The 18,324-nt window shown below is 69.6% G+C and carries 15 protein-coding genes and 1 tRNA gene; 7 read left to right on the forward strand and 9 right to left on the reverse strand.

Annotated elements, in window-relative coordinates:
• Positions 1–671 (reverse strand): endonuclease III (gene nth / locus V7026_RS07270; protein ID WP_334154747.1); only part of this gene is annotated, 671 nt, incomplete at its 3' end.
• Between the two features lie 98 nt (positions 672–769).
• Here nth and V7026_RS07275 point away from each other — a divergent pair.
• A complete protein-coding gene (locus V7026_RS07275; protein ID WP_334154749.1) occupies positions 770–1,963 on the forward strand; it encodes an aminotransferase-like domain-containing protein in 1,194 nt (397 codons plus the stop codon).
• On the opposite strand, the gene V7026_RS07280 is transcribed toward V7026_RS07275, so the two are convergent.
• Positions 1,964–2,518 carry a redoxin family protein gene (locus V7026_RS07280; protein ID WP_334154723.1) on the reverse strand — a complete coding sequence of 185 codons (555 nt, stop codon included), beginning with the start codon at positions 2,516–2,518 and terminating at the stop codon, positions 1,964–1,966.
• 115 nt (positions 2,519–2,633) lie between these two features.
• Between V7026_RS07280 and V7026_RS07285 the strand changes: the two genes are divergently transcribed.
• The gene (locus tag V7026_RS07285) at positions 2,634–3,944 is read left to right on the forward strand and encodes a TrpB-like pyridoxal phosphate-dependent enzyme (protein WP_334154751.1); all 1,311 of its coding nucleotides are present in this window, start codon (positions 2,634–2,636) and stop codon (positions 3,942–3,944) included.
• 102 nt (positions 3,945–4,046) lie between these two features.
• On the opposite strand, the gene serB is transcribed toward V7026_RS07285, so the two are convergent.
• Genes serB through mfd form a run of 3 tightly spaced genes read right to left on the reverse strand, consistent with a single transcriptional unit; the run spans position 4,047 to position 8,903 of the window.
• Positions 4,047–4,763 carry a phosphoserine phosphatase SerB gene (serB, locus tag V7026_RS07290; RefSeq protein ID WP_334154725.1) on the reverse strand — a complete coding sequence of 239 codons (717 nt, stop codon included), beginning with the start codon at positions 4,761–4,763 and terminating at the stop codon, positions 4,047–4,049.
• Between the two features lie 34 nt (positions 4,764–4,797).
• Positions 4,798–5,418, reverse strand: coding sequence for a YitT family protein (locus V7026_RS07295; protein WP_334154727.1), 621 nt, complete (start codon positions 5,416–5,418; stop codon positions 4,798–4,800).
• A complete protein-coding gene (gene mfd, locus V7026_RS07300; RefSeq protein ID WP_334154729.1) occupies positions 5,415–8,903 on the reverse strand; it encodes a transcription-repair coupling factor in 3,489 nt (1,162 codons plus the stop codon). The genes V7026_RS07295 and mfd overlap by 4 nt, the downstream gene beginning before the upstream one ends.
• Here mfd and ispD point away from each other — a divergent pair.
• Entirely contained in the window at positions 8,902–10,197 is a 1,296-nt protein-coding gene (gene ispD, locus V7026_RS07305) for a 2-C-methyl-D-erythritol 4-phosphate cytidylyltransferase (protein ID WP_334154731.1), read from the forward strand. The genes mfd and ispD overlap by 2 nt on opposite strands.
• A gap of 28 nt (positions 10,198–10,225) precedes the next feature.
• On the opposite strand, the gene V7026_RS07310 is transcribed toward ispD, so the two are convergent.
• The gene (locus tag V7026_RS07310; RefSeq protein WP_334154733.1) at positions 10,226–11,527 is read right to left on the reverse strand and encodes an ATP-binding protein; all 1,302 of its coding nucleotides are present in this window, start codon (positions 11,525–11,527) and stop codon (positions 10,226–10,228) included.
• Entirely contained in the window at positions 11,527–12,246 is a 720-nt protein-coding gene (gene ompR, locus V7026_RS07315; RefSeq protein WP_334154735.1) for an osmolarity response regulator transcription factor OmpR, read from the reverse strand. Before ompR ends, V7026_RS07310 begins: the two co-directional genes overlap by 1 nt.
• Positions 12,247–12,350: 104 nt before the next feature.
• Here ompR and V7026_RS07320 point away from each other — a divergent pair, with 104 nt between their 5' ends.
• Complete coding sequence (locus V7026_RS07320) at positions 12,351–13,112, forward strand: SIMPL domain-containing protein (RefSeq protein WP_334154738.1); 762 nt, start codon at positions 12,351–12,353, stop codon at positions 13,110–13,112.
• 9 nt (positions 13,113–13,121) lie between these two features.
• On the opposite strand, the gene V7026_RS07325 is transcribed toward V7026_RS07320, so the two are convergent.
• The gene (locus V7026_RS07325) at positions 13,122–13,892 is read right to left on the reverse strand and encodes a 3-hydroxybutyrate dehydrogenase (protein ID WP_334154739.1); all 771 of its coding nucleotides are present in this window, start codon (positions 13,890–13,892) and stop codon (positions 13,122–13,124) included.
• 76 nt (positions 13,893–13,968) lie between these two features.
• Between V7026_RS07325 and V7026_RS07330 the strand changes: the two genes are divergently transcribed.
• From V7026_RS07330 to V7026_RS07340, 3 genes are all read left to right on the forward strand, one after another.
• Positions 13,969–14,946, forward strand: a complete 978-nt coding sequence (locus V7026_RS07330) for an alpha/beta fold hydrolase (protein WP_443082326.1) — start codon at positions 13,969–13,971, stop codon at positions 14,944–14,946.
• The gene (locus tag V7026_RS07335; protein ID WP_334154743.1) at positions 14,943–17,159 is read left to right on the forward strand and encodes a RelA/SpoT family protein; all 2,217 of its coding nucleotides are present in this window, start codon (positions 14,943–14,945) and stop codon (positions 17,157–17,159) included. Before V7026_RS07330 ends, V7026_RS07335 begins: the two co-directional genes overlap by 4 nt.
• A gap of 67 nt (positions 17,160–17,226) precedes the next feature.
• Positions 17,227–17,303, forward strand: a tRNA-Val gene (locus V7026_RS07340).
• 73 nt (positions 17,304–17,376) lie between these two features.
• On the opposite strand, the gene V7026_RS07345 is transcribed toward V7026_RS07340, so the two are convergent.
• Positions 17,377–18,324, reverse strand: a 948-nt coding sequence (locus V7026_RS07345) for a putative bifunctional diguanylate cyclase/phosphodiesterase (RefSeq protein WP_334154745.1), incomplete at its 5' end; no start/stop codon positions are given.

Below are 18,324 nucleotides of genomic sequence, written 5' to 3' on the forward strand. Positions count from 1 at the left end.
GTTGGGGGGCGACGCGGGTGGCGGGTCTGGGCCGATGCTTTTGTCTGCGCTTTGGCGTGGTCGCACCAACCCGCCACCGCGCAGGTGCCGCACTTGGGCGCGCGCGCCGTGCAGGTGTAGCGGCCGTGCAGAATCAGCCAGTGGTGCGCGTCGCGCAAAAAGCGCTCGGGCACGCGCTGCAGCAGCGTCTGCTCGACCTGCAGTGGCGTCTTGCCGGGGGCCAGGCCCGTGCGGTTGGCAACGCGAAAGATGTGCGTGTCCACCGCCATCGTCGGCTCGCCGAAAGCGACGTTGAGCACCACGTTGGCGGTCTTGCGACCGACGCCGGGCAGGGCCTGCAGATCCTCGCGGCGGCGCGGCACCTCGCCGCCATGGCGCTGCAGCAGCAGGCGGCAGGTCTCGATGATGTGGCGCGCCTTGCTGCGGTACAGGCCAATGGTGCGGATGTGCGCTTCCAGCGCCTCGTGCCCAAGCGCCAGGATGGCCTGCGGCGTGTTGGCCACGGGGAACAGCCGCCGCGTGGCCTGGTTGACGCCGCGGTCGGTGGCCTGGGCGCTGAGCATCACGGCCACGAGCAGCTCGAACACGCTCGTATACTCCAATTCGGTTTGCGGCTGAGGCCGCTCGGTCTGCAGGGCCGAGAAAAAGGCTTCGGTGTCGCGCGGTTTCATGACGCTGGCGGCGGCGCCCGGCCCGTTGGGGTTGCGGCGCCTTCTCATGTATAAGTTTGCAAGGATACGGCATGACGGATGACGCGCCTGCCTCCCCGGTGCGGCTGGCCGAGCGGCTGGCCCACGTCGAGACCTCGGCGATCCGGGAATTGTTCAAGCTGCTGGGCAAGCCCGGCATCATCAGCTTTGCCGGTGGCTTTCCGGATGCGGCCCTGTTCGACGTCGAGGGCATCCGCGCGGCGACGCTGGCGGCCCTGGCGGCCAGCCCCGGCGCGGCGCTGCAATACGGCGCCACCGAGGGGTTCGATCCGCTGCGCGAGCAGATCGCAGCCTTCATGGCCGCCAAGGGCGCGCGCGACGTGGCGCCCAGCGACCTCATCGTGACCACCGGCAGCCAGCAGGCGTTGGACCTGATCGGCAAGACGCTGGTCTCGCCGGGCGACACGGTGATCGTCGAGGCGCCGACGTTCCTGGCCACCATCCAGTGTTTTCGCCTTTACGGTGCGCAGTTGTTGACGGTGCCGGTGGACGGGCAGGGCGCCGACGTCGAGGCGCTCGAGCGCCTGATCGAGCAGCACCGGCCCAAGTTCGTTTACTTGATCCCGACGTTTGGCAACCCGAGTGGGGCGCAAATGAGCCTGGAGCGCCGCCGCCGCGTGCTGGAGCTGGCGGTGCGCACGCGCACGCTGGTGGTGGAGGACGACCCCTACGGCGACCTGTATTTCGACACCCCGCCGCCGCCAAGCCTGCTGGCGCTGAGCCACGAGGTGCCGGGCAGCCGAGACTGCCTCGTGCACTGCGGCAGTCTGAGCAAGGTGCTCTCGCCCGGGCTGCGCATCGGTTGGATGGTGGCCCCAGCCGAGTTGCTGGCCAAGGCGACGATGTGCAAGCAGTTCAGCGATGCGCACACCAGCACCTTCGCGCAGGCCACCGCGGCGCAGTATTTGGCCAGCGGCCGCCTGCCGGCCACGAGGGAGCGCGTGCGCGGCATCTACGCGCGGCGCGCCGCAGCGATGGTGGCGGCGCTGCGGCAGGAGCTGGGCGAGGCGATCGACTTCGTGCCGCCGCGCGGCGGGCTGTTCGTCTGGGCGCGGCTGACCGGCGCACGCGGCAAGCCAGCGGACGGCGGGGAACTGGCCCGCCGGGCGATCGAGCAGGGTGTGGCCTTCGTGCCTGGGGTGCCGTTCTTTGCCCGTGACCCGGATCCGGCGACGCTGCGGCTGAGCTTTGCGACGGTGGACGAGGAGCGCATCCGCGAGGGGGTGCGGCGGCTGGCGGCGGCGCTGGGTTGATCAGCCTCCCGTGCCTGTCTCCCCCAGCTTGGCCGCCCAAAGCCTGAGCCGCATGCCAACGCCGGTGGTGTAGCCGACGGTAACGTGGCGCAGGCGGTCGCCGGCGTCCAGTACCGCAAACACCGGCACCGAGCGCCAGCCGTGCGCGGCGGCCAGGCGCCCGTCGGCGTCCAGCACCGTCACCCACGGCAGGCCGCGCTGGCGCAGGTAGGCGCGCACGGCGGCCGCCTCACCGCTGCGCGTGGCCAGCGTCACCACCGGTCGCTCGGCGGCCAGCGCGGTGACGGTGCTTTCCTCGGCGCGGCAGATGCCGCACCAGGTCGCCCAGACGTGCAGCGCCACCGGCGCATCGGCCCCTGGGCCGAGCTGTGCGCGCAGCTCGGCCCAGGGGCCGCGGCCTTCCGTGCCGTCGGGCAGCAGCCACGCCAGCGTGCCCTCGGGCGCCCAGCGCTCGGGCGTTGCACGCGTCAGCCACGCCTGCACCCCCAGGAAAACCCCGAGTGCCAATGTCAGGGTGATCGAAGCTTCGCGTACAAAATGGCGGATGCGTCCCATGGCCCCATTTTGCCTGGCCACCCCCCACCGTATCCGATCCTGGAGGAGTTTCCCCGTGACGACGCCGACCAAGTTCCTGCTGCAGGAAAGCCAGATGCCCTAGTACTGGTACAACATCGCCGCCGACCTGCCCAAGGCTTTGCCGCCGGTGCTGCACCCGGGCACGCTGCAACCGGTCGGCCCCGACGACCTGGCGCAGCTGTTTCCGATGGAGCTGATTCTGCAGGAGGTCAGCACCGAGCGCGAAATCGAAATCCCCGAGCCGGTGCGCGAGATCTACCGCCTCTGGCGGCCCAGCCCGCTGTTTCGCGCCCACCGCCTGGAAAAGGCCTTGGGCACGCCGGCCAAGATCTTCTACAAGTACGAGGGCGTCAGCCCCGCCGGCAGCCACAAGCCCAACACCGCGGTGCCGCAAGCGTTCTACAACGCGCAGGCCGGCACCAAGCGGCTGACCACCGAGACCGGCGCCGGCCAATGGGGCACGTCGCTGTCGTTTGCGGGGCAGCTGTTCGGGCTGGAGGTGCTGGTGTTCCAGGTGCGCGTCAGCTACGACCAGAAGCCCTACCGCCGCGCGGTGATGGAGACCTACGGCGCGCACTGCCTGCCGTCGCCGTCCACCGAGACGGAGTACGGCCGGCGCGTGCTGGCGCAGCGGCCGGACCACCCGGGCAGCCTCGGCATCGCGATTTCGGAGGCGGTGGAGCTGGCCGCGCAGCGTGAGGACACCAAGTACGCGCTCGGCTCCGTGCTCAACCACGTGCTGCTGCACCAGACCGTCATCGGCCTGGAGGCGATGGAGCAGCTGCAGATGGCCGACGCTTGGCCGGACGTGATCGTCGGCGCCACCGGCGGCGGCAGCAATTTTGCCGGCATCGCCTTTCCGTTCATCGGCCACGCGCTGCGCGGTGGGGCGCGGCCGCGCGTGGTGGCGGTGGAGCCGGCGGCCTGCCCGTCGCTGACGCGCGGCAAGTACGCCTACGACTTCGGCGACACGGCGCACCTGACCCCGCTGACCAAAATGCACACGCTGGGCTCGACCTTCACGCCGCCACCTTTCCACGCCGGCGGGCTGCGCTACCACGGCATGGCGCCGCTGGTGTCGCACCTGAAGGAGCTGGGCCTGATCGAGGCGGTGGCCTACACGCAGACGCAGTGCTTCGAGGCTGGCGTGCTGTTTGCGCGCAGCGAAGGCATCGTGCCGGCGCCGGAGGCCAACCACGCGGTCAAGGGCGCGATCGAGGAGGCGCTGCGCTGCAAGCGCGAGGGCAGGAGCGAGACGATCCTGTTCAACCTGTGCGGCCACGGCCACTTCGACATGGCCGCGTACCAGAAATACTTCGCCGGCGAGCTCAAGGACGAGACCTACGACGAGCGCGAGCTGGCGATGGCGCTGGCGGGCCTGCCGAGCGTGCCGGAGCCGGTTTGAGAAAGGCGTGGGTCGGCATCCGATGGATGACCGGCCCGCGGACCGAGGATCATGCAAATCGGAAAGTCGACTTTCCGATTTGCATGGAAATGACTCGGCTGCTCAGGGCCGCACGACCTCGAGCAGCCGGTCCAGCCCGCCCATGTCGATGGCGACGTGGGCCTGTTGGCGCACCTTGGGCTTGGCACGGTAGGCCACCGCCAGGCCCGCGGCGGCCATCATCTCCAGGTCGTTGGCGCCGTCGCCCATGGCGATGGCCTGCTCGGGGACGCAGCCGATCAGGTCGCACGCTTGCAGCAGCGTGCGGCGCTTTTCGGCGCCGTCGCATATGTCGCCCCAGTGCTGGTCCAGCAGCCGTCCGGTCAGGCGCCCGTCGACGATCTCCAGCCGGTTGCTGCGCGCAAAGTCCAGCGCCAGCCGCTCGCGCAGCCGGTCGGTGAAGAAGGTGAAGCCGCCGCTGACCAGCAGCACCTTCAGGCCCGCGCCCTTGCATGCCAGCACCAGCTCGGCCGCGCCGGGGTTGAGCTTGAGGCGCTGGCGGTAGACGTCCTCCAAATGCTGCACCGGCACGCCGGCCAGCAGCGCCACGCGGCGGCGCAGGCTTTCCTTGTAGTCGGCGATTTCGCCGCGCATCGCGGCCTCGGTGATGGCCGCAACCTCGGCCTTGCGTCCCGCGGCATCGGCGATCTCGTCCACGCATTCGATGTTGATCAGCGTGGAATCCATGTCGAAGGCAATCAGTTTGAAGTCGCGCAGGCGCAGCGGCGGCGTGATGCCGCGCACGGCAAGGCCGGGGGCGAAGTCGGTCAGCGGGGTCATGGACGGCATTATCGTGGGATGGCGAGGCGGCGCCTCAGTACGCTACGTAGCGCCCGGGTCGGTGATTGATGGCCAGCGTCAGGTTCATCAGCGCTGCAGCCAGCACCGACAGCAGCAGCTGCAGTGGGCCGACCCAAGGGATGGCCGCAAGCAGGATAGCGCCATCGATGGCCAGCTGCACCACGCCGGCGCGCCAGCCGTAGCGCTCCTGCAGCCACAGCACCAGGGTGTTGAAGCCGCCGACGCTGGCGCGGTGGCGAAACAGGATGATGAAGCCAACACCGATCAGCAGCCCGCCGGCCACCGCCGCGAACAGCGGATTCAGCGACTCGATCGCCAGCCAGCGCGGCATGGCCTCGGTCAATGCGGCCAGCAGCCCCACAGCCAGCACTGTCTTGAGCGTGAACGCGCGCCCCATGCGCACCCAGGCCAGCGCGTAAAACGGCAGGTTGATCGCAAAGACTAGCGCGCCGAACGGCCAGCCATTCGCGTAGTGCGTGACGAAGGCGAGCCCCACGGTGCCTCCGGTCATCAACCCCGCCTGACGGAACAGCACCAGCCCCAGCGCCACGATCAGCGTGCCGGTCAGCAGGGCCTGTGCATCGTCCAGCCAGGTGTGGCGCGGGGTGGGAAAGGGCGTGTCGCCGGGGGTCATGCGGTTTCGGTGGCCAGTGGTTGACCCAGCGATCGCAGCACGTCGCGCACCAACTGGGCGCGCGCCGAGGGCTCGGGCAAGGCGCGCTCGATCTTCAGGCGGTCATTGCCCGCCAGTTTGACCTGGCGGTTCTTTTGCACCAGCTCGATGATGCGCATCGGGTCCACCGGCGGATTGGGGCGAAAGCTGATCAACACATGCGACGGGGCGGCGTCGATCTTGACCACCCCATAGCGACTGGCCAGCACGCGCAGCCGGTGCACGTCGATAAGGTTTTGCGCGGCCGGCGGCAGTTTGCCAAATCGGTCGACGATTTCCTCGACCAGCGCGTCGATCTGCTCGTTGGTCTTGGCGGTCGCGAGCTTTTTGTAAAAGCTCAGCCGCAGGTGCACGTCGCCGCAGTAATCCTGCGGTAGCAGGGCCGGGGCGTGCAGGCTGATTTCGGTGGTCGCCGCCAGGGGTTTGAGCAGATCGGGCTCCTTGCCATCGCGCAGGCAGCGCACGGCCTCGGCCAACATCTCGTTGTAGAGCTGAAAGCCGACCTCCATCATGTTGCCGCTCTGGCTCTCACCCAGCACCTCGCCGGCACCGCGAATCTCCAGGTCGTGCATCGCCAGGTAGAAGCCGCTGCCCAGCTCCTCCATCTGCTGGATGGCCTCTAGCCGCTGCGCGGCCTGTTTGGTCAGCCCCTCGATGTCGGGCACCAGCAGGTAGGCGTAGGCCTGGTGGTGGCTGCGCCCGACGCGCCCGCGCAGCTGGTGCAGCTGCGCCAGGCCGAACTTGTCGGCGCGACTGATGACGATGGTGTTGGCGGTAGGCACGTCGATGCCGGTCTCGATGATGGTGGAGCACAGCAGCAGGTTGAAGCGCTGGGCGACGAAGTCGCGCATCACGCGCTCCAGCTCCCGCTCGGGCATCTGGCCGTGGGCGATGCCGATGCGTGCCTCGGGCAGCAGCTGTTCCAGCTTGGCCCGACGGTTCTCGATGGTTTCCACCTCGTTGTGCAGGAAGTACACCTGCCCGCCGCGCTTGAGCTCGCGCAGCACCGCCTCGCGGATGACGCCGGCGTTTTCCTCGCGCACGAAGGTCTTGATAGCCAGCCGCCGCTGTGGCGCGGTGGCGATCACCGACAGATCGCGCAGCCCCTCCAGGGCCATGCCGAGCGTGCGTGGGATGGGTGTGGCGGTCAGCGTCAGCACGTCCACCTCGGCGCGCAGCGCCTTGATCGCCTCCTTGTGGCGTACGCCGAAGCGGTGCTCCTCGTCGATGATCAGCAGCCCCAGGTTCTTGAACTGGGTCTTTTCCGACAGCAGCTTGTGCGTGCCGACGACGATGTCGATGGTGCCGTCCGCGATACCCTTCAGCGCCGCGCTGGTCTCTTTGGCCGTGCGGAAGCGGCTCATCTCCGCGATGCGCACAGGCCAGCGCGCAAAGCGGTCCACCAGCGTTTGGTAGTGCTGCTCGGCCAGTAGCGTGGTCGGGGCCAGAAAGGCGACCTGCTTGCCTCCGATCACGGCGACGAAGGCTGCGCGCAGCGCCACCTCGGTCTTGCCAAAGCCGACGTCGCCGCAGACCAGCCGGTCCATCGGCCGCGGGCTGATCATGTCCTGGATGACGGCGTGGATGGCGGCGCGCTGGTCCGGCGTCTCCTCGAAGCCGAAGTCGTTGGCGAACGCCTCATAGTCCTTGGCGTCGAAGCGGAAGGCGTGGCCCTGGCGCGCGGCGCGGCGCGCATAGACGTCGAGCAGCTCGGCGGCGGTGTCGCGCACCTGCTCGGCTGCCTTGCGGCGGGCCTTGTCCCACTGGCCGCTGCCCAGGCGGTGCAGCGGTGCCTCTTCGGCGCTGACACCGGTGTAGCGGCTGATCAGGTGCAGTTGTGACACGGGCACGTAGAGGGTGGCACCCTGCGCGTACTCCAGATGCAAAAACTCCTGCAGGGCGGGCGTGCCGTCGGGGTTCTTCTCGCCCAGGTCCAGGTTGACGAGCCCTCGGTAGCGCCCGATGCCGTGCTGCGCGTGCACCACGGGATCGCCCAATTGCAGCTCGCTCAGGTCCTTGATCAGCGCTTCGACGTCGCTCGTCTGCTCCTGCTTGCGCCGTCGGCGAACGGTCGGTCCGGCGGCGAACAGCTCGGTCTCGGTAACGAGCTCGATGCCGGCCTCGGGCCAGGCAAACCCCGCAGCCAGTGGCCCCGTGGCGATGCCCACCGCCGCGGCGCTGGCGCGGAAGGCCGCCAGGTCGTCGAAAACCGGGGGATCCAGCCGGCTGGAGCGCAGAAAGTCCAGCAGGCTCTCGCGCCGGCCGTCACTTTCGGCCAGGATCAGCACCCGGGCGTTGGTGCGCCGCAGGTGGGCGTGCAGCCGCTCCAGCGGGTCGTCGGCGCCGCGCTGCGCGGTCAGGTCGGGCAGCGCATCGATGACGCCGGCCCAGGCCGCCAGCGCTTGCGCGGCTGCGGCAGGGCGCAGCGCCCATTGGGCGTGCGGTTTGGCGCGGGCATAAAAGCCCTCGGCGTCCAAAAACAATGTCTCGGGCGGCAGAGCGGGGCGCTCCGGGTCGCCTTGCACCAGGCGGTAGCGCTCTCGCGTGTCCTGCCAAAAGCGCTGGAAGGCGTCGTCCAGGTCGCCGTGCCACACCAGCGTCGCGTCCGCGCCCAGGTAGTCGAAGACGGTGGCCGTCTCGTCGAAGAACAGCGGCAGGTAGTACTCGATGCCCGCAGTGGCCACGCCGTTGCCGATGTCCTTGTACAGGCGGCTCTTGGTTGGGTCGCCTTCCAGCAGCTCGCGCCAGCGGGCGCGAAAGCGCGCGCGCGCCGCTTCGTCCATCGGGAACTCGCGCCCGGGCAGCAGGCGCACCTCGGGCACGGGGTAGAGGCTGCGTTGCGTGTCCGGATCGAAGGTGCGGATGGAGTCGATCTCGTCGTCGAACAGATCGACGCGGTATGGCATGGGCGACCCCATGGGGAAAAGATCGATCAGCCCGCCGCGCACCGCGTATTCGCCCGGGCTGACGACCTGGGTGACGTGCTGGTAACCCGCCAGGGTGAGCTGGGCGCGCAGGCGCGCTTCGTCCAGCTTCTGCCCGGTTTTGAAGGCAAAGGTATAGGCCGCCAAAAACGACGGCGGCGCCAGCCGGTACAGCGCCGTGGTGGCCGGCACCAGGATGACGTCGGCGCCGTCGTCGGCCGCGCGCTGCTGGATGCGCCACAGCGTGGCCAGCCGCTCCGAGATCAGGTCCTGGTGCGGCGAAAAGGTGTCGTAGGGCAGGGTCTCCCAGTCCGGAAACAGCGCGCAGCGCAGCCCGGGCTCGAAGAACGGCAGCTCGGCGAGCAGCCGCTGAGCGTCCGCCGCGTCGGCGGTGACGATGGCCGTGGGGCGGCCGGCGGCCTTCTCGCGTGTGGCCAGGGCGGCGAGCACCATCGCATCGGCCGATGGGGCGGGGCGCGCCGACTGGAAGCGCTTGCCAGGGGTGAGGCGGGGAAGTTCCATGAGGGGCTGCATTCTAGAATCCACGGCCATGACGGATGCGAATGTTGCGCATGCCCTGCAGGTTTCCCGTGCGGCGGATGGCGCTGGCCTGGCGTGGCCCTCGGACGCGGTGGGTGCGGTGCGCTGCTATGCGCTCGTGCCGGCGGCGGGCAGCGGCAGCCGGTCGGGCCTGAACACGCCCAAGCAGTACCACGTGATCGCGGGGCGCCGGGTGATCGACCACACGCTGGTGGCGTTGACGGCGGTGCCCGCACTGGTCGGGGTGGGGGTGGTGCTGGCGCCGCACGACGACACCCCCGTCGGCCAGGATGCGCGGGTGCGGGTCTGGCGCATCGGGGGCGCGACCCGCGCCGAGAGCGTGCTCAACGGGTTGACGGCCCTGGCCGAGGCCGGTGCGCGCGACCACGACTGGGTGCTGGTGCACGACGCGGCGCGTTGTCTGGTACGGCCGGCGGACATCCAGGCCCTGATCGACGCCTGCCGCGACGACCCCGTGGGCGGGCTGCTGGCGGTGCCGTTGGCGGATACGCTCAAGGAGGCGGGCGCCGACGGCGGCATCGACCGGACCCTGCCACGAGACGGCAAGTGGCTGGCACAGACGCCGCAGATGTTTCGCCTGGGGGCCTTGCGCGACGCCCTGCAGGCCCATCGCGATACGGGGTTTGCCGGCATCACGGACGAGGCCAGCGCCCTCGAGCGCTGCGGCGCCCGCCCGCGGCTGGTGCGCGGCAGCACCCACAACATCAAGCTCACCTACCCGGAGGACTTTGCCGTGGCGCAAGCCTTGCTGACCGAATCCGACGCGCCGGCCTGGCGCATTGGCGAAGGCTGGGATGTCCATGCGCTGGTGCCGGGCCGGCGGCTGGTGCTGGGCGGGGTGGAGATTGCGTTCGATCGCGGGCTGTTGGGCCACTCCGACGCCGATGCGCTGATGCATGCCATCACCGACGCCTTGCTGGGTGCGGCGGGTTTGGGCGACATTGGCACCTGGTTTCCCGATACGGACGAACGTTTCCGCGGTGCGGATTCGGCCCGACTGTTGGCTGAGGCCCGCGCCGCCGTCCGTGAACGGGGGTGGCAGCCGGTCAACGTCGATGCCACCGTCATCGCTCAGGCCCCGCGTCTGGGCCCCTACCGCGCAGCCATGCAGGACCAGATCGCCGCCTGTCTGGACCTGCCGTCGCAGGCTGTCAACGTCAAGGCCAAGACCGCCGAACGGCTGGGGCCCGCGGGTCAGGGGCTGTGCATCGAGGTGCGTGCCGTAGTGCTGTTGCAGCGCGCGCCGTGCGCCTGACGCGGCTGCCCGAAAGGGCGCAACCCGCTCACGCCGGCCGCAGCCGCAGCGTCACCGACAAGCCGCCACCCGGGGCGTTGCGGATGTGGCACTCGCCCCCCATACGCTCGAGCGCACGCCGCACGATCGCCAGCCCCAAGCCGCTGCCCGGCGTGGTGCGCGCGCTTTGCGCACGGTAGAAAGGGTCGGTCAGCCGCGGCAGCGCGTCCGGTGCCGTGCCCGGGCCATGGTCGCGCACCTCTAGTTCGATCCACTCGCCCCGCCGCGCGACCTGGATGTCGATGCGCACGCGCCCGTCGGCGCTGCGGCCATGCCGCGTGGCGTTCTCGAACAGGTTGGTCAGCACGCGCTGCAAGGCCGTGGCGTCGGCCATGGCGTGCAGCCCCTCTGGGGCGCGTACGCGCAGCTCGACGTCGTCGCGCGGGCGGTAGGGGGCGGCGGCCCGCTCCAGCGCGCCGGTGATCGGCGTGGCATCCAGGTGGGCCGGACGCTCGCGCGCGTAATCCAAAAACTGGCCGATGATGGTGTCCAGGTCAGCCACGTCGTCGGCCATGCGGGCCCGGGTGGAGGCGTCCGGCACGCCCATTTCGATTTCCAGCCGCAGCCGCGCCAGCGGGGTGCGCAGGTCGTGCGAGATGCCCGCCAGCATCAGGCGGCGGTCCGCTTCGGCGCGGGCGAGCTGTTCGGCCATGCGGTTGAAGGCCCGGTTGACGCCGGCGATCTCGCGCGTGGGCAGGGTGTCGTCCAGCCGCGCGCCGTCGAAATCCCCGTCGCGCACGCGCGCCGCCGCCTGCGCGAGTCGCTGAAGCGGCTGGTTGATCAAGCGCGTGATCGCCACCGCGCCGACCATGGACAGCGCCAGCGCCGTCGTCAGCCAGGCTAGCCAGGTGCGTCCGCGTACGGCATCCAGCCGGGAGGGGTCGGCCAGTAGCCAGTATTTCTCCCCCTCGATGGCAAAGCCGATCCACAGCCCATCGAAGCCGTTGACCTCCCGCGCCACGATGGTGCCGGGGCCCAGGCGATCGATCAGCGCCACCGCGACCCGGTGGCCCGGGGAGTCGGCCTCGAACGGACTGTAGGTGTCGTGTTCGTCGCGCACTGCGATGCGCACATTCTCCTCGTCCACCAGGGTCTTGACCAGCGCCACGCGGGCGATGGGATCAGTGTAGATGAGGGCCGCCCGCGTCAGGTTGACCAGCGAGGCCAGGGCTTGCGCGCTCTGCAGTGCGCGGGGCTCCTGCTCCAGCGTGCGAAAGGTCTGAAACCATGCCAGCACGCTGAGCAGCAGCAACCCCGACAGCAGCAGAAAGTTGCGCCAGAACAGGCTCATCAGTCGTCCGGCACGAACATGTAGCCCACCCCCCAGACCGTCTGGATGTAGCGCGGGCTGGCGGGGTCGGGCTCGATCAGCTTGCGCAGACGCGAGACCTGTACGTCCAGGCTGCGGTCGAAGGGTTCGAACTCCCGCCCGCGGGCCAGTTGCGCCAGCTTGTCGCGCGACATCGGCTGGCGTGGGTGGCGCACGAGGGCCTTGAGCATGGCGAACTCGCCCGTCGTCAGCGGCACCTCGACGCCGTCGCGGGTGAGGATGCGCTGACCCAGATCGAAGGCAAACGACCCGAAATGCACCACGGCCTTGTCCGCGGCGGCGGCCCCCGGGGCCTCGGGGCGGGGGCGGCGGCGCAGCACGGCATGGATGCGCGCGAGCAGCTCGCGCGGATTGAAGGGCTTGGGCAGGTAGTCGTCGGCGCCGAGTTCGAGGCCGACGATGCGGTCCACGTCCTCGCCCTTGGCGGTGAGCATGATGATGGGCGTGTGGTCGCCGCTGGCGCGCAGGCGCCGGCAGATGGACAGACCGTCCTCGCCGGGCAGCATCAGATCCAGCACGATCAGGTCCACCGGGTCGCGCAGCAGCAGGCGGTCCAGGCGCTGGCCGTTTTCGGCCAGCAGCACCTCGAAGCCCTCCTGGCTCAGGTAGCGGTGCAGCAGTTCGCGGATGCGGGTGTCGTCGTCGACAATCACGAGGCGGTCCGGGCGGCGCGTGTTCATGCGGGCATTGTGGCGCGAAAATCCCGCGCTGGCAGCGCCGGCGCGGGCGCGGCAGCGCTCGCCGGTGGCACACTGCAGGCTTTCCGTCGCCCCAGGAGTACCCCATGCCGTTTGCCCGAATGATTCCCCGCACCCCCGCTGTCCTTGCGCGTTGCGGGCTGCGCGGCGCGTTGTCGTCGAGCGCCGTCGTGTGGGCCCTGTGCCTGGGCGCGCCGCTGCCGCTGCTGGCCCAGGGGGTGCCGGAAGCGAACGTGGTGCACCTCAGCGCCCAGGCCGAGCAGCGCCTGCCGCAGGACTGGATCACCGTCACCGTGGCGGTGCGCCACCAAGCTCCCGATGCCGCCGCCGTGCAAGCGCACCTGCGGCGAACGCTGGATCAGGCGCTGGCGCATATCCGCCCGCGCGAGCGGGCCGGGCGGCTCGAGGTGGCCAGCGGTGGCTTCCAGGTCCAGCCGCGCTATGGGCGCGACGGGCAGATCAGCGGCTGGCAGGGCGGTGCCGAGCTGCTGCTGCGGGGGCGGGACGTGGCGGCCGTTGCCGCCCTGGCGGCCGAGCTGCCGGGCATGGCCGTCACGGGGCTGCAGATGTCGCTCAGCCGCGAGGCTGCTCGGCAGGCCGAGGCGGCGGTGCGCGCGCAAGCGATCGATGCCTTTCGCCAACAGGCCGCGGAGGTGGTGCGGGCCTTCGGTTTCCAGGGCTACGAATTGCGCGAGGTCCACGTTGGGACGCAAACCCCGGGGCCGGAGCCGCGCCCGTTGCTGCGCGCCATGGCCGCCAACGGCGCAGAGGCCGTCCCCGCGCTACCAGTGGAGCCGGGTCAGGCGGTGCTGCAGGTCACCGTCTCGGGCGCCGTGCGGCTGAAGTGACGCGCCCCGTCACTGGGCGGCCCAGCCGCCGTCCATGTTCCAGGCCGCGCCGCGCACATTGCTGGCCGCTGGCGAGCAGAAAAAGACGGCGAGTTCGCCCAATTCCTCGGGCGTGGTGAACTGCATCGAGGGCTCCTTCTCGCCCAGCAGCAGGCGGGTCGCCTCCTCGTTGCTGATGCCCAGGGCCGCGGCCTTGGCGTCCACCTGCTTTTGCACCAGCGGCGTCAGCACCCAGCCCGGGCAGATGGCGTTGCAAGTGACGCCGGTGGTGGCCGTCTCCAGCGCCACCACCTTGGTCAGCCCCACGACGCCGTGCTTGGCGGCCACGTAGGCGGATTTCTGCGCCGAGGCCACCAAGCCGTGCACCGAGGCGACGTTGATGATGCGTCCCCAGTTGGCGGCTTTCATGGCCGGCAGCGCCAGGCGCGTGGTGTGGAAGGCGCTGCTCAGGTTGATGGCGATGATGGCGTCCCAGCGCTCCGGCGGAAAGTCCTCGATCGCCGCCACGTGCTGGATGCCGGCGTTGTTGACCAGAATGTCCACGCGGCCAAAGCGCTCGGCGGCGGCCCGCATCATGTCCTCGATCTCGGCCGGCCGGCTCATGTCGGCGCCGTGATAGAACACGTCCACGCCCAGCGCGGCGATTTCCGCCCGCGCCCCGTCCACATCGCCAAAGCCGTTGAGGACGATGTTGGCCCCTTGGCGGGCCAGGGCCTTGGCGATGCCAAGCCCGATTCCGCTGGTGGATCCGGTGACGAGAGCCGTCTTGTGCTTCAGCATGGTGCGCGCTCCAATTCCTTTACGATCTGGCGATCGAAGTCGACGAAATCGCGTGCATTATCAGCCACACATGCCCATGGAACCGACGCTGCATCACCTGGCCGTTCCTGGCCCTCGCGCTGCGCATGGCGAGCCTCGTCGCATCGCCTGGTGGGAATGGAATGCCGCCGGAACCGTCCACCCCGCCCATGTCGTCGTGTGCGTGCACGGCCTGTCGCGCCAGGCGCGCGACTTCGATGTGCTGGCACGCGCGCTGGTGCCCCATGCGGCGGTTGTGTGTGTGGATGTGGCCGGCCGCGGCCACAGCGACTGGCTCGACGATCCGATGGCCTACCAGATCCCCAACTACGTCAACGACCTGGCGGTTCTGCTGGCCCACCTGCGCCAGCGCCACGCCCAGGCAACCGGCACCGCCGAGCCGTATGCGCTGCGCATAGACTGGGTGGGCACCAGCATGGGCGGATTGATCGGCATGGCGCTGGCGTCGCAGCCCGCCATCGGCTTGCACCGGTTGGTCCTCAACGATGTCGGGCCGGTGATCGAGCCCGCCTCGCTGGAGCGCATTGCCAGGTATCTGGGCCAGCAGCCCGTCTATCCGAGCGAGCAGGCCGCGGCGGACGCGCTCTGGCAGGTGTCCAGCACTTTCGGCCCACACACGCCCGAGCAGTGGCTGGCTCTCACGCGCCCCATGCTGCGGCCGGTCGCGGGGGGGTGGACGCTGCACTATGACCCTGCTATCGCGGTGCCGTTTCGCGCCCAGTTGGAGGCCCAGCGCGCGGCTCAGGCGGTCAACCCTGTCGCCGCGGCCCAGGCCCGCTCCGCGGCGCAGCAAGCGGGCGAGGCTGGCCTGTGGGCGATGTACGACGCCATCACCTGCCCCACGCTGTTGTTGCGCGGGGCCGAGTCAGACCTGCTGTCCCGTGCCACGGCTGTTGCCATGACGCAGCGCGGCCCGCGCGCGCGGCTGGTGGAGTTTGCCGGTGTGGGGCACGCCCCGACGCTGGTACAGGAGGACCAGGTGCGGGTCGTGCGGGACTTCCTGCTCGCGCCATGATCAGCCGCTCCACCCACGAGGACGAAGCCCTCGGCGCAGACACGGCGATCACGGCTGCGCTCGCCACCCCCACCGACGGCGACGGCCGTGCCCTGCAGCGTGCTCGGGCGTTTGCCGAACCCCTGCTCAGCGGCGAAACGCTGGACACCGGCGAACCCGTGCTCGACCACGCCGACGCCGTGGCCCAGATCCTCAGCCGCATCGGGGGCACGCCGGACCTGCAAGCCTGCGTGTATCTGGTCTACGCCAGCCCCTTCCTTGCGCACCCGCGCGAGGTGATCGCCAAGGCCTTCGGCGAGGCGTTCGCCGACGTCGCTATCGAGACCAACAAGCTCATCCAGTTACAGCGCCAAGCGCGCCAGCGCGGTGCTCCGGCCGATGCCGCCGCCTCGGCGCTGGATGCCGCGCAGACCGAAAACGTGCGCAAGATGCTGCTGGCCTTCTCGCGCGACCTGCGCGTGGTGCTGCTGCGGCTGGCCTCGCGCCTGCAGACGCTGCGCTACCACGCCGCCGTCAAGCGCCTGCCGGAGCGCTCGCTCGCCGCCGAGTCGCTGCAGGTATTCGCGCCGCTGGCCAACCGCCTGGGCATCTGGCAGCTCAAGTGGGAGCTAGAGGATCTGGCCTTCCGCTTTCTGGAGCCGGATACGTACAAGCACATCGCCGGGCTCCTCGACGAAAAGCGGGTCGAGCGCGAGACGCATGTCGAGCACGTCCGCCAGAGATTGGAGCGCGAGCTGGCCGCCCTCGGCCTGTCCGCGCAGGTGCAAGGGCGGCCCAAGCACATCTACAGCATCGTCAAGAAGATGCGCGGCAAGTCGCTCGATTTCGACCAGGTCTACGATCTGCGGGCGCTGCGCGTGATCGTCGGGTCGGTGGACGACTGCTACCGGGTGCTGGCGTGGGTGCACGCGCATTTCTCGCCGGCGCCCGACGAGTTTGACGACTACATCGCCAAGCCCAAGCCCAACGGCTACCAGTCGCTGCACACCGTGGTGCGCGACGAGCAGGGGCGCGCCTTCGAGATCCAGATCCGCACGCGCGCCATGCACGAGCACGCCGAGCACGGCGTGGCGGCGCACTGGGCCTACAAGGAGGCCGGCACCAAGGGCTACGCCGGCGTGACCGCCGGGTCGTCCTACGACGCCAAGATCGCGGTGCTGCGCCAGTTGCTGGCGTGGCAGCGCGACTTGAGCGGCCTGTCGCACGGTCTGTTCGACGACAGCATTTACGTGCTCACGCCGCACGCGGCCATCGTCGAGCTGCCCAAAGGCGCGACGCCCGTCGACTTTGCCTACGCGGTGCACACCGATCTGGGCCACCGCTGCCGCGGCGCGCGTGTCGATGGGCAGATGGTGCCCCTGAACACCCCGCTGGCCAATGGCCAGACGGTGGAGATCGTTGCGGCCAAGGAGGGCGGGCCGTCGCGCGACTGGCTCAACCCCGAAGCGGGCTACCTGGTCAGCCACCGCGCCAAGGCCAAGGTGCGCGCCTGGTTCAATGCGCAGGCAGCGGCCGACAACATCGCGCGGGGCCGCGATCAGGTCGAGCGCCTGCTGCAGCGCGAGGGCAAAACCGCCGTGAGGCTCGAAGACTTGGCGCTGGAGCTGGGGTTCGAGACCCCGGACGACTTGTTCGAAGCCGTCGGCAAGGAGGCCTTGACGCTGCGCGCCATCGAGCAGCAGATCCACCGCGCCGAGCCGCCCCCGCCGCCCGACGAACTGGTGCTGAAAAAGGCGCGCAGCCAGCCCGGCGGGCGCCCCGGCGGTGTGCTGGTGGTGGGGGTGGGGTCCGTCATGACCACGCTGGCGCGCTGCTGCAAGCCTGCGCCGCCCGACGACATTCGCGGCTTCGTCACCCGCGGCAAGGGGGTGAGCGTGCATCGCGCCGACTGCCCCGACTTTTTGGCTCTGGCCCGCCGCCAGCCCGGCCGGGTGATCGAGGTGGAGTGGTCCGGCAGCGTCCCCGCAGGGCCCCACGCCCCCGTCTATGCGGTGGACGTTGGCGTGCAGGCCCAGGACCGCCAGGGCCTGCTGCGCGACATTTCGGAAGCCTTCGCGCGCGAGAAGATCAACGTCATCGGCGTGCAAACCCAATCCGTCAAAGGCGTGGCGTGGATGACGTTTACCGTGGAGGTCAGCGATGCGACCCGCGTCAGCCGCGTGATGGCGGTGCTTACCGACGTGCCGGGGGTGCAGAAAGTCTGGCGCCGCTGACGGCGATCGGCCCGTTTTTCTGCTATAGTTCCGGCTCTGTCGACGCACGGTTGTGTTTAGACGCGACAGGCGCGTAGCTCAGCTGGTTAGAGCACCACCTTGACATGGTGGGGGTCGTTGGTTCGAGTCCAATCGCGCCTACCAAATACCAAGAGCACAAAAGCCCGGAGTCAACTCCGGGCCTTTGTTTTTTGCGCCGAGTGTTGTTGGGCACCGGTCAGGTGCGGGCGTTGGCGCGGGCAAATGCCACGAAGGCGTCCGCCTCCAGGGGCCGGCTGTACAGAAAGCCCTGGATCTCGTCGCATTCGCAGGCTCGTAGGTGTGCGCGCTGTTCGTCCGTCTCCCCCCCTTCTGCAATGGCCGTCATGCCCAGGGCATGCGCCATGTCCACCATGGTCCGGGCAAGCCGACGCGCCATCTCGTCGTGGGCGATGTCGCGGATAAACGATCGGTCGATCTTCAGCTTGTTGACCGAGAAATCGCGCAGATAGCTCAGCGACGAGTACCCCGTGCCGAAGTCGTCGATCGACAGGCGAAAGCCCGCGTCGTGCAGGTGCTGCAGCATCTTGCCCGCGGCCACCGGGTCGCGCAGTGCGACCGCCTCGGTCAGTTCGATTTCGATGCGCTCGGGCGGCACACCCGCGTCGCGCACCATGGTGCACAGCCCATCGACCAGCTCGGTCTGCGCAAACTGCACCGCCGACACGTTGATGGCCAGGGTGATGGGGGGCAAGCCGGCTTCGTCCCAGGCGCGCACCGTGCGCAATGCCTGTCTCTGCATCCACCGGCCGATGGGCACGATGCTGCCCGTCTGCTCCGCCAGCGGAATGAACTCTGCCGGCGGCACCGCCCCCCATTTGGGGTGCTGCCAGCGCAACAGGGCCTCGGCCCCGGTCAGGCGGCCGTCGCGCAGCGCCATCTGGGGCTGAAACACCAAAAACAGCTCGTTGGCCGCGATTGCGCCCTTGAGGGCCGCTGCCAGCTCGAGTGAGCGCTGGGTGTTGGCCTGCAGATCCGGCGAGAAGAAGCGCAGCCCGTTGCGCCCCTCCTGCTTCATGCGGACATGGCGTGCCCCGCCCGCAATTCTTTTGGACACGAAATTGGGGTAATAGACGTGTCTGAGAAAGGAGCGGGAAATGCTGAACGAGAGTGAGGTTGGTGGGGT

The sequence above is a fragment of the Tepidimonas sp. genome, from assembly GCF_036825565.1.
Taxonomy (GTDB): domain Bacteria; phylum Pseudomonadota; class Gammaproteobacteria; order Burkholderiales; family Burkholderiaceae_C; genus Tepidimonas.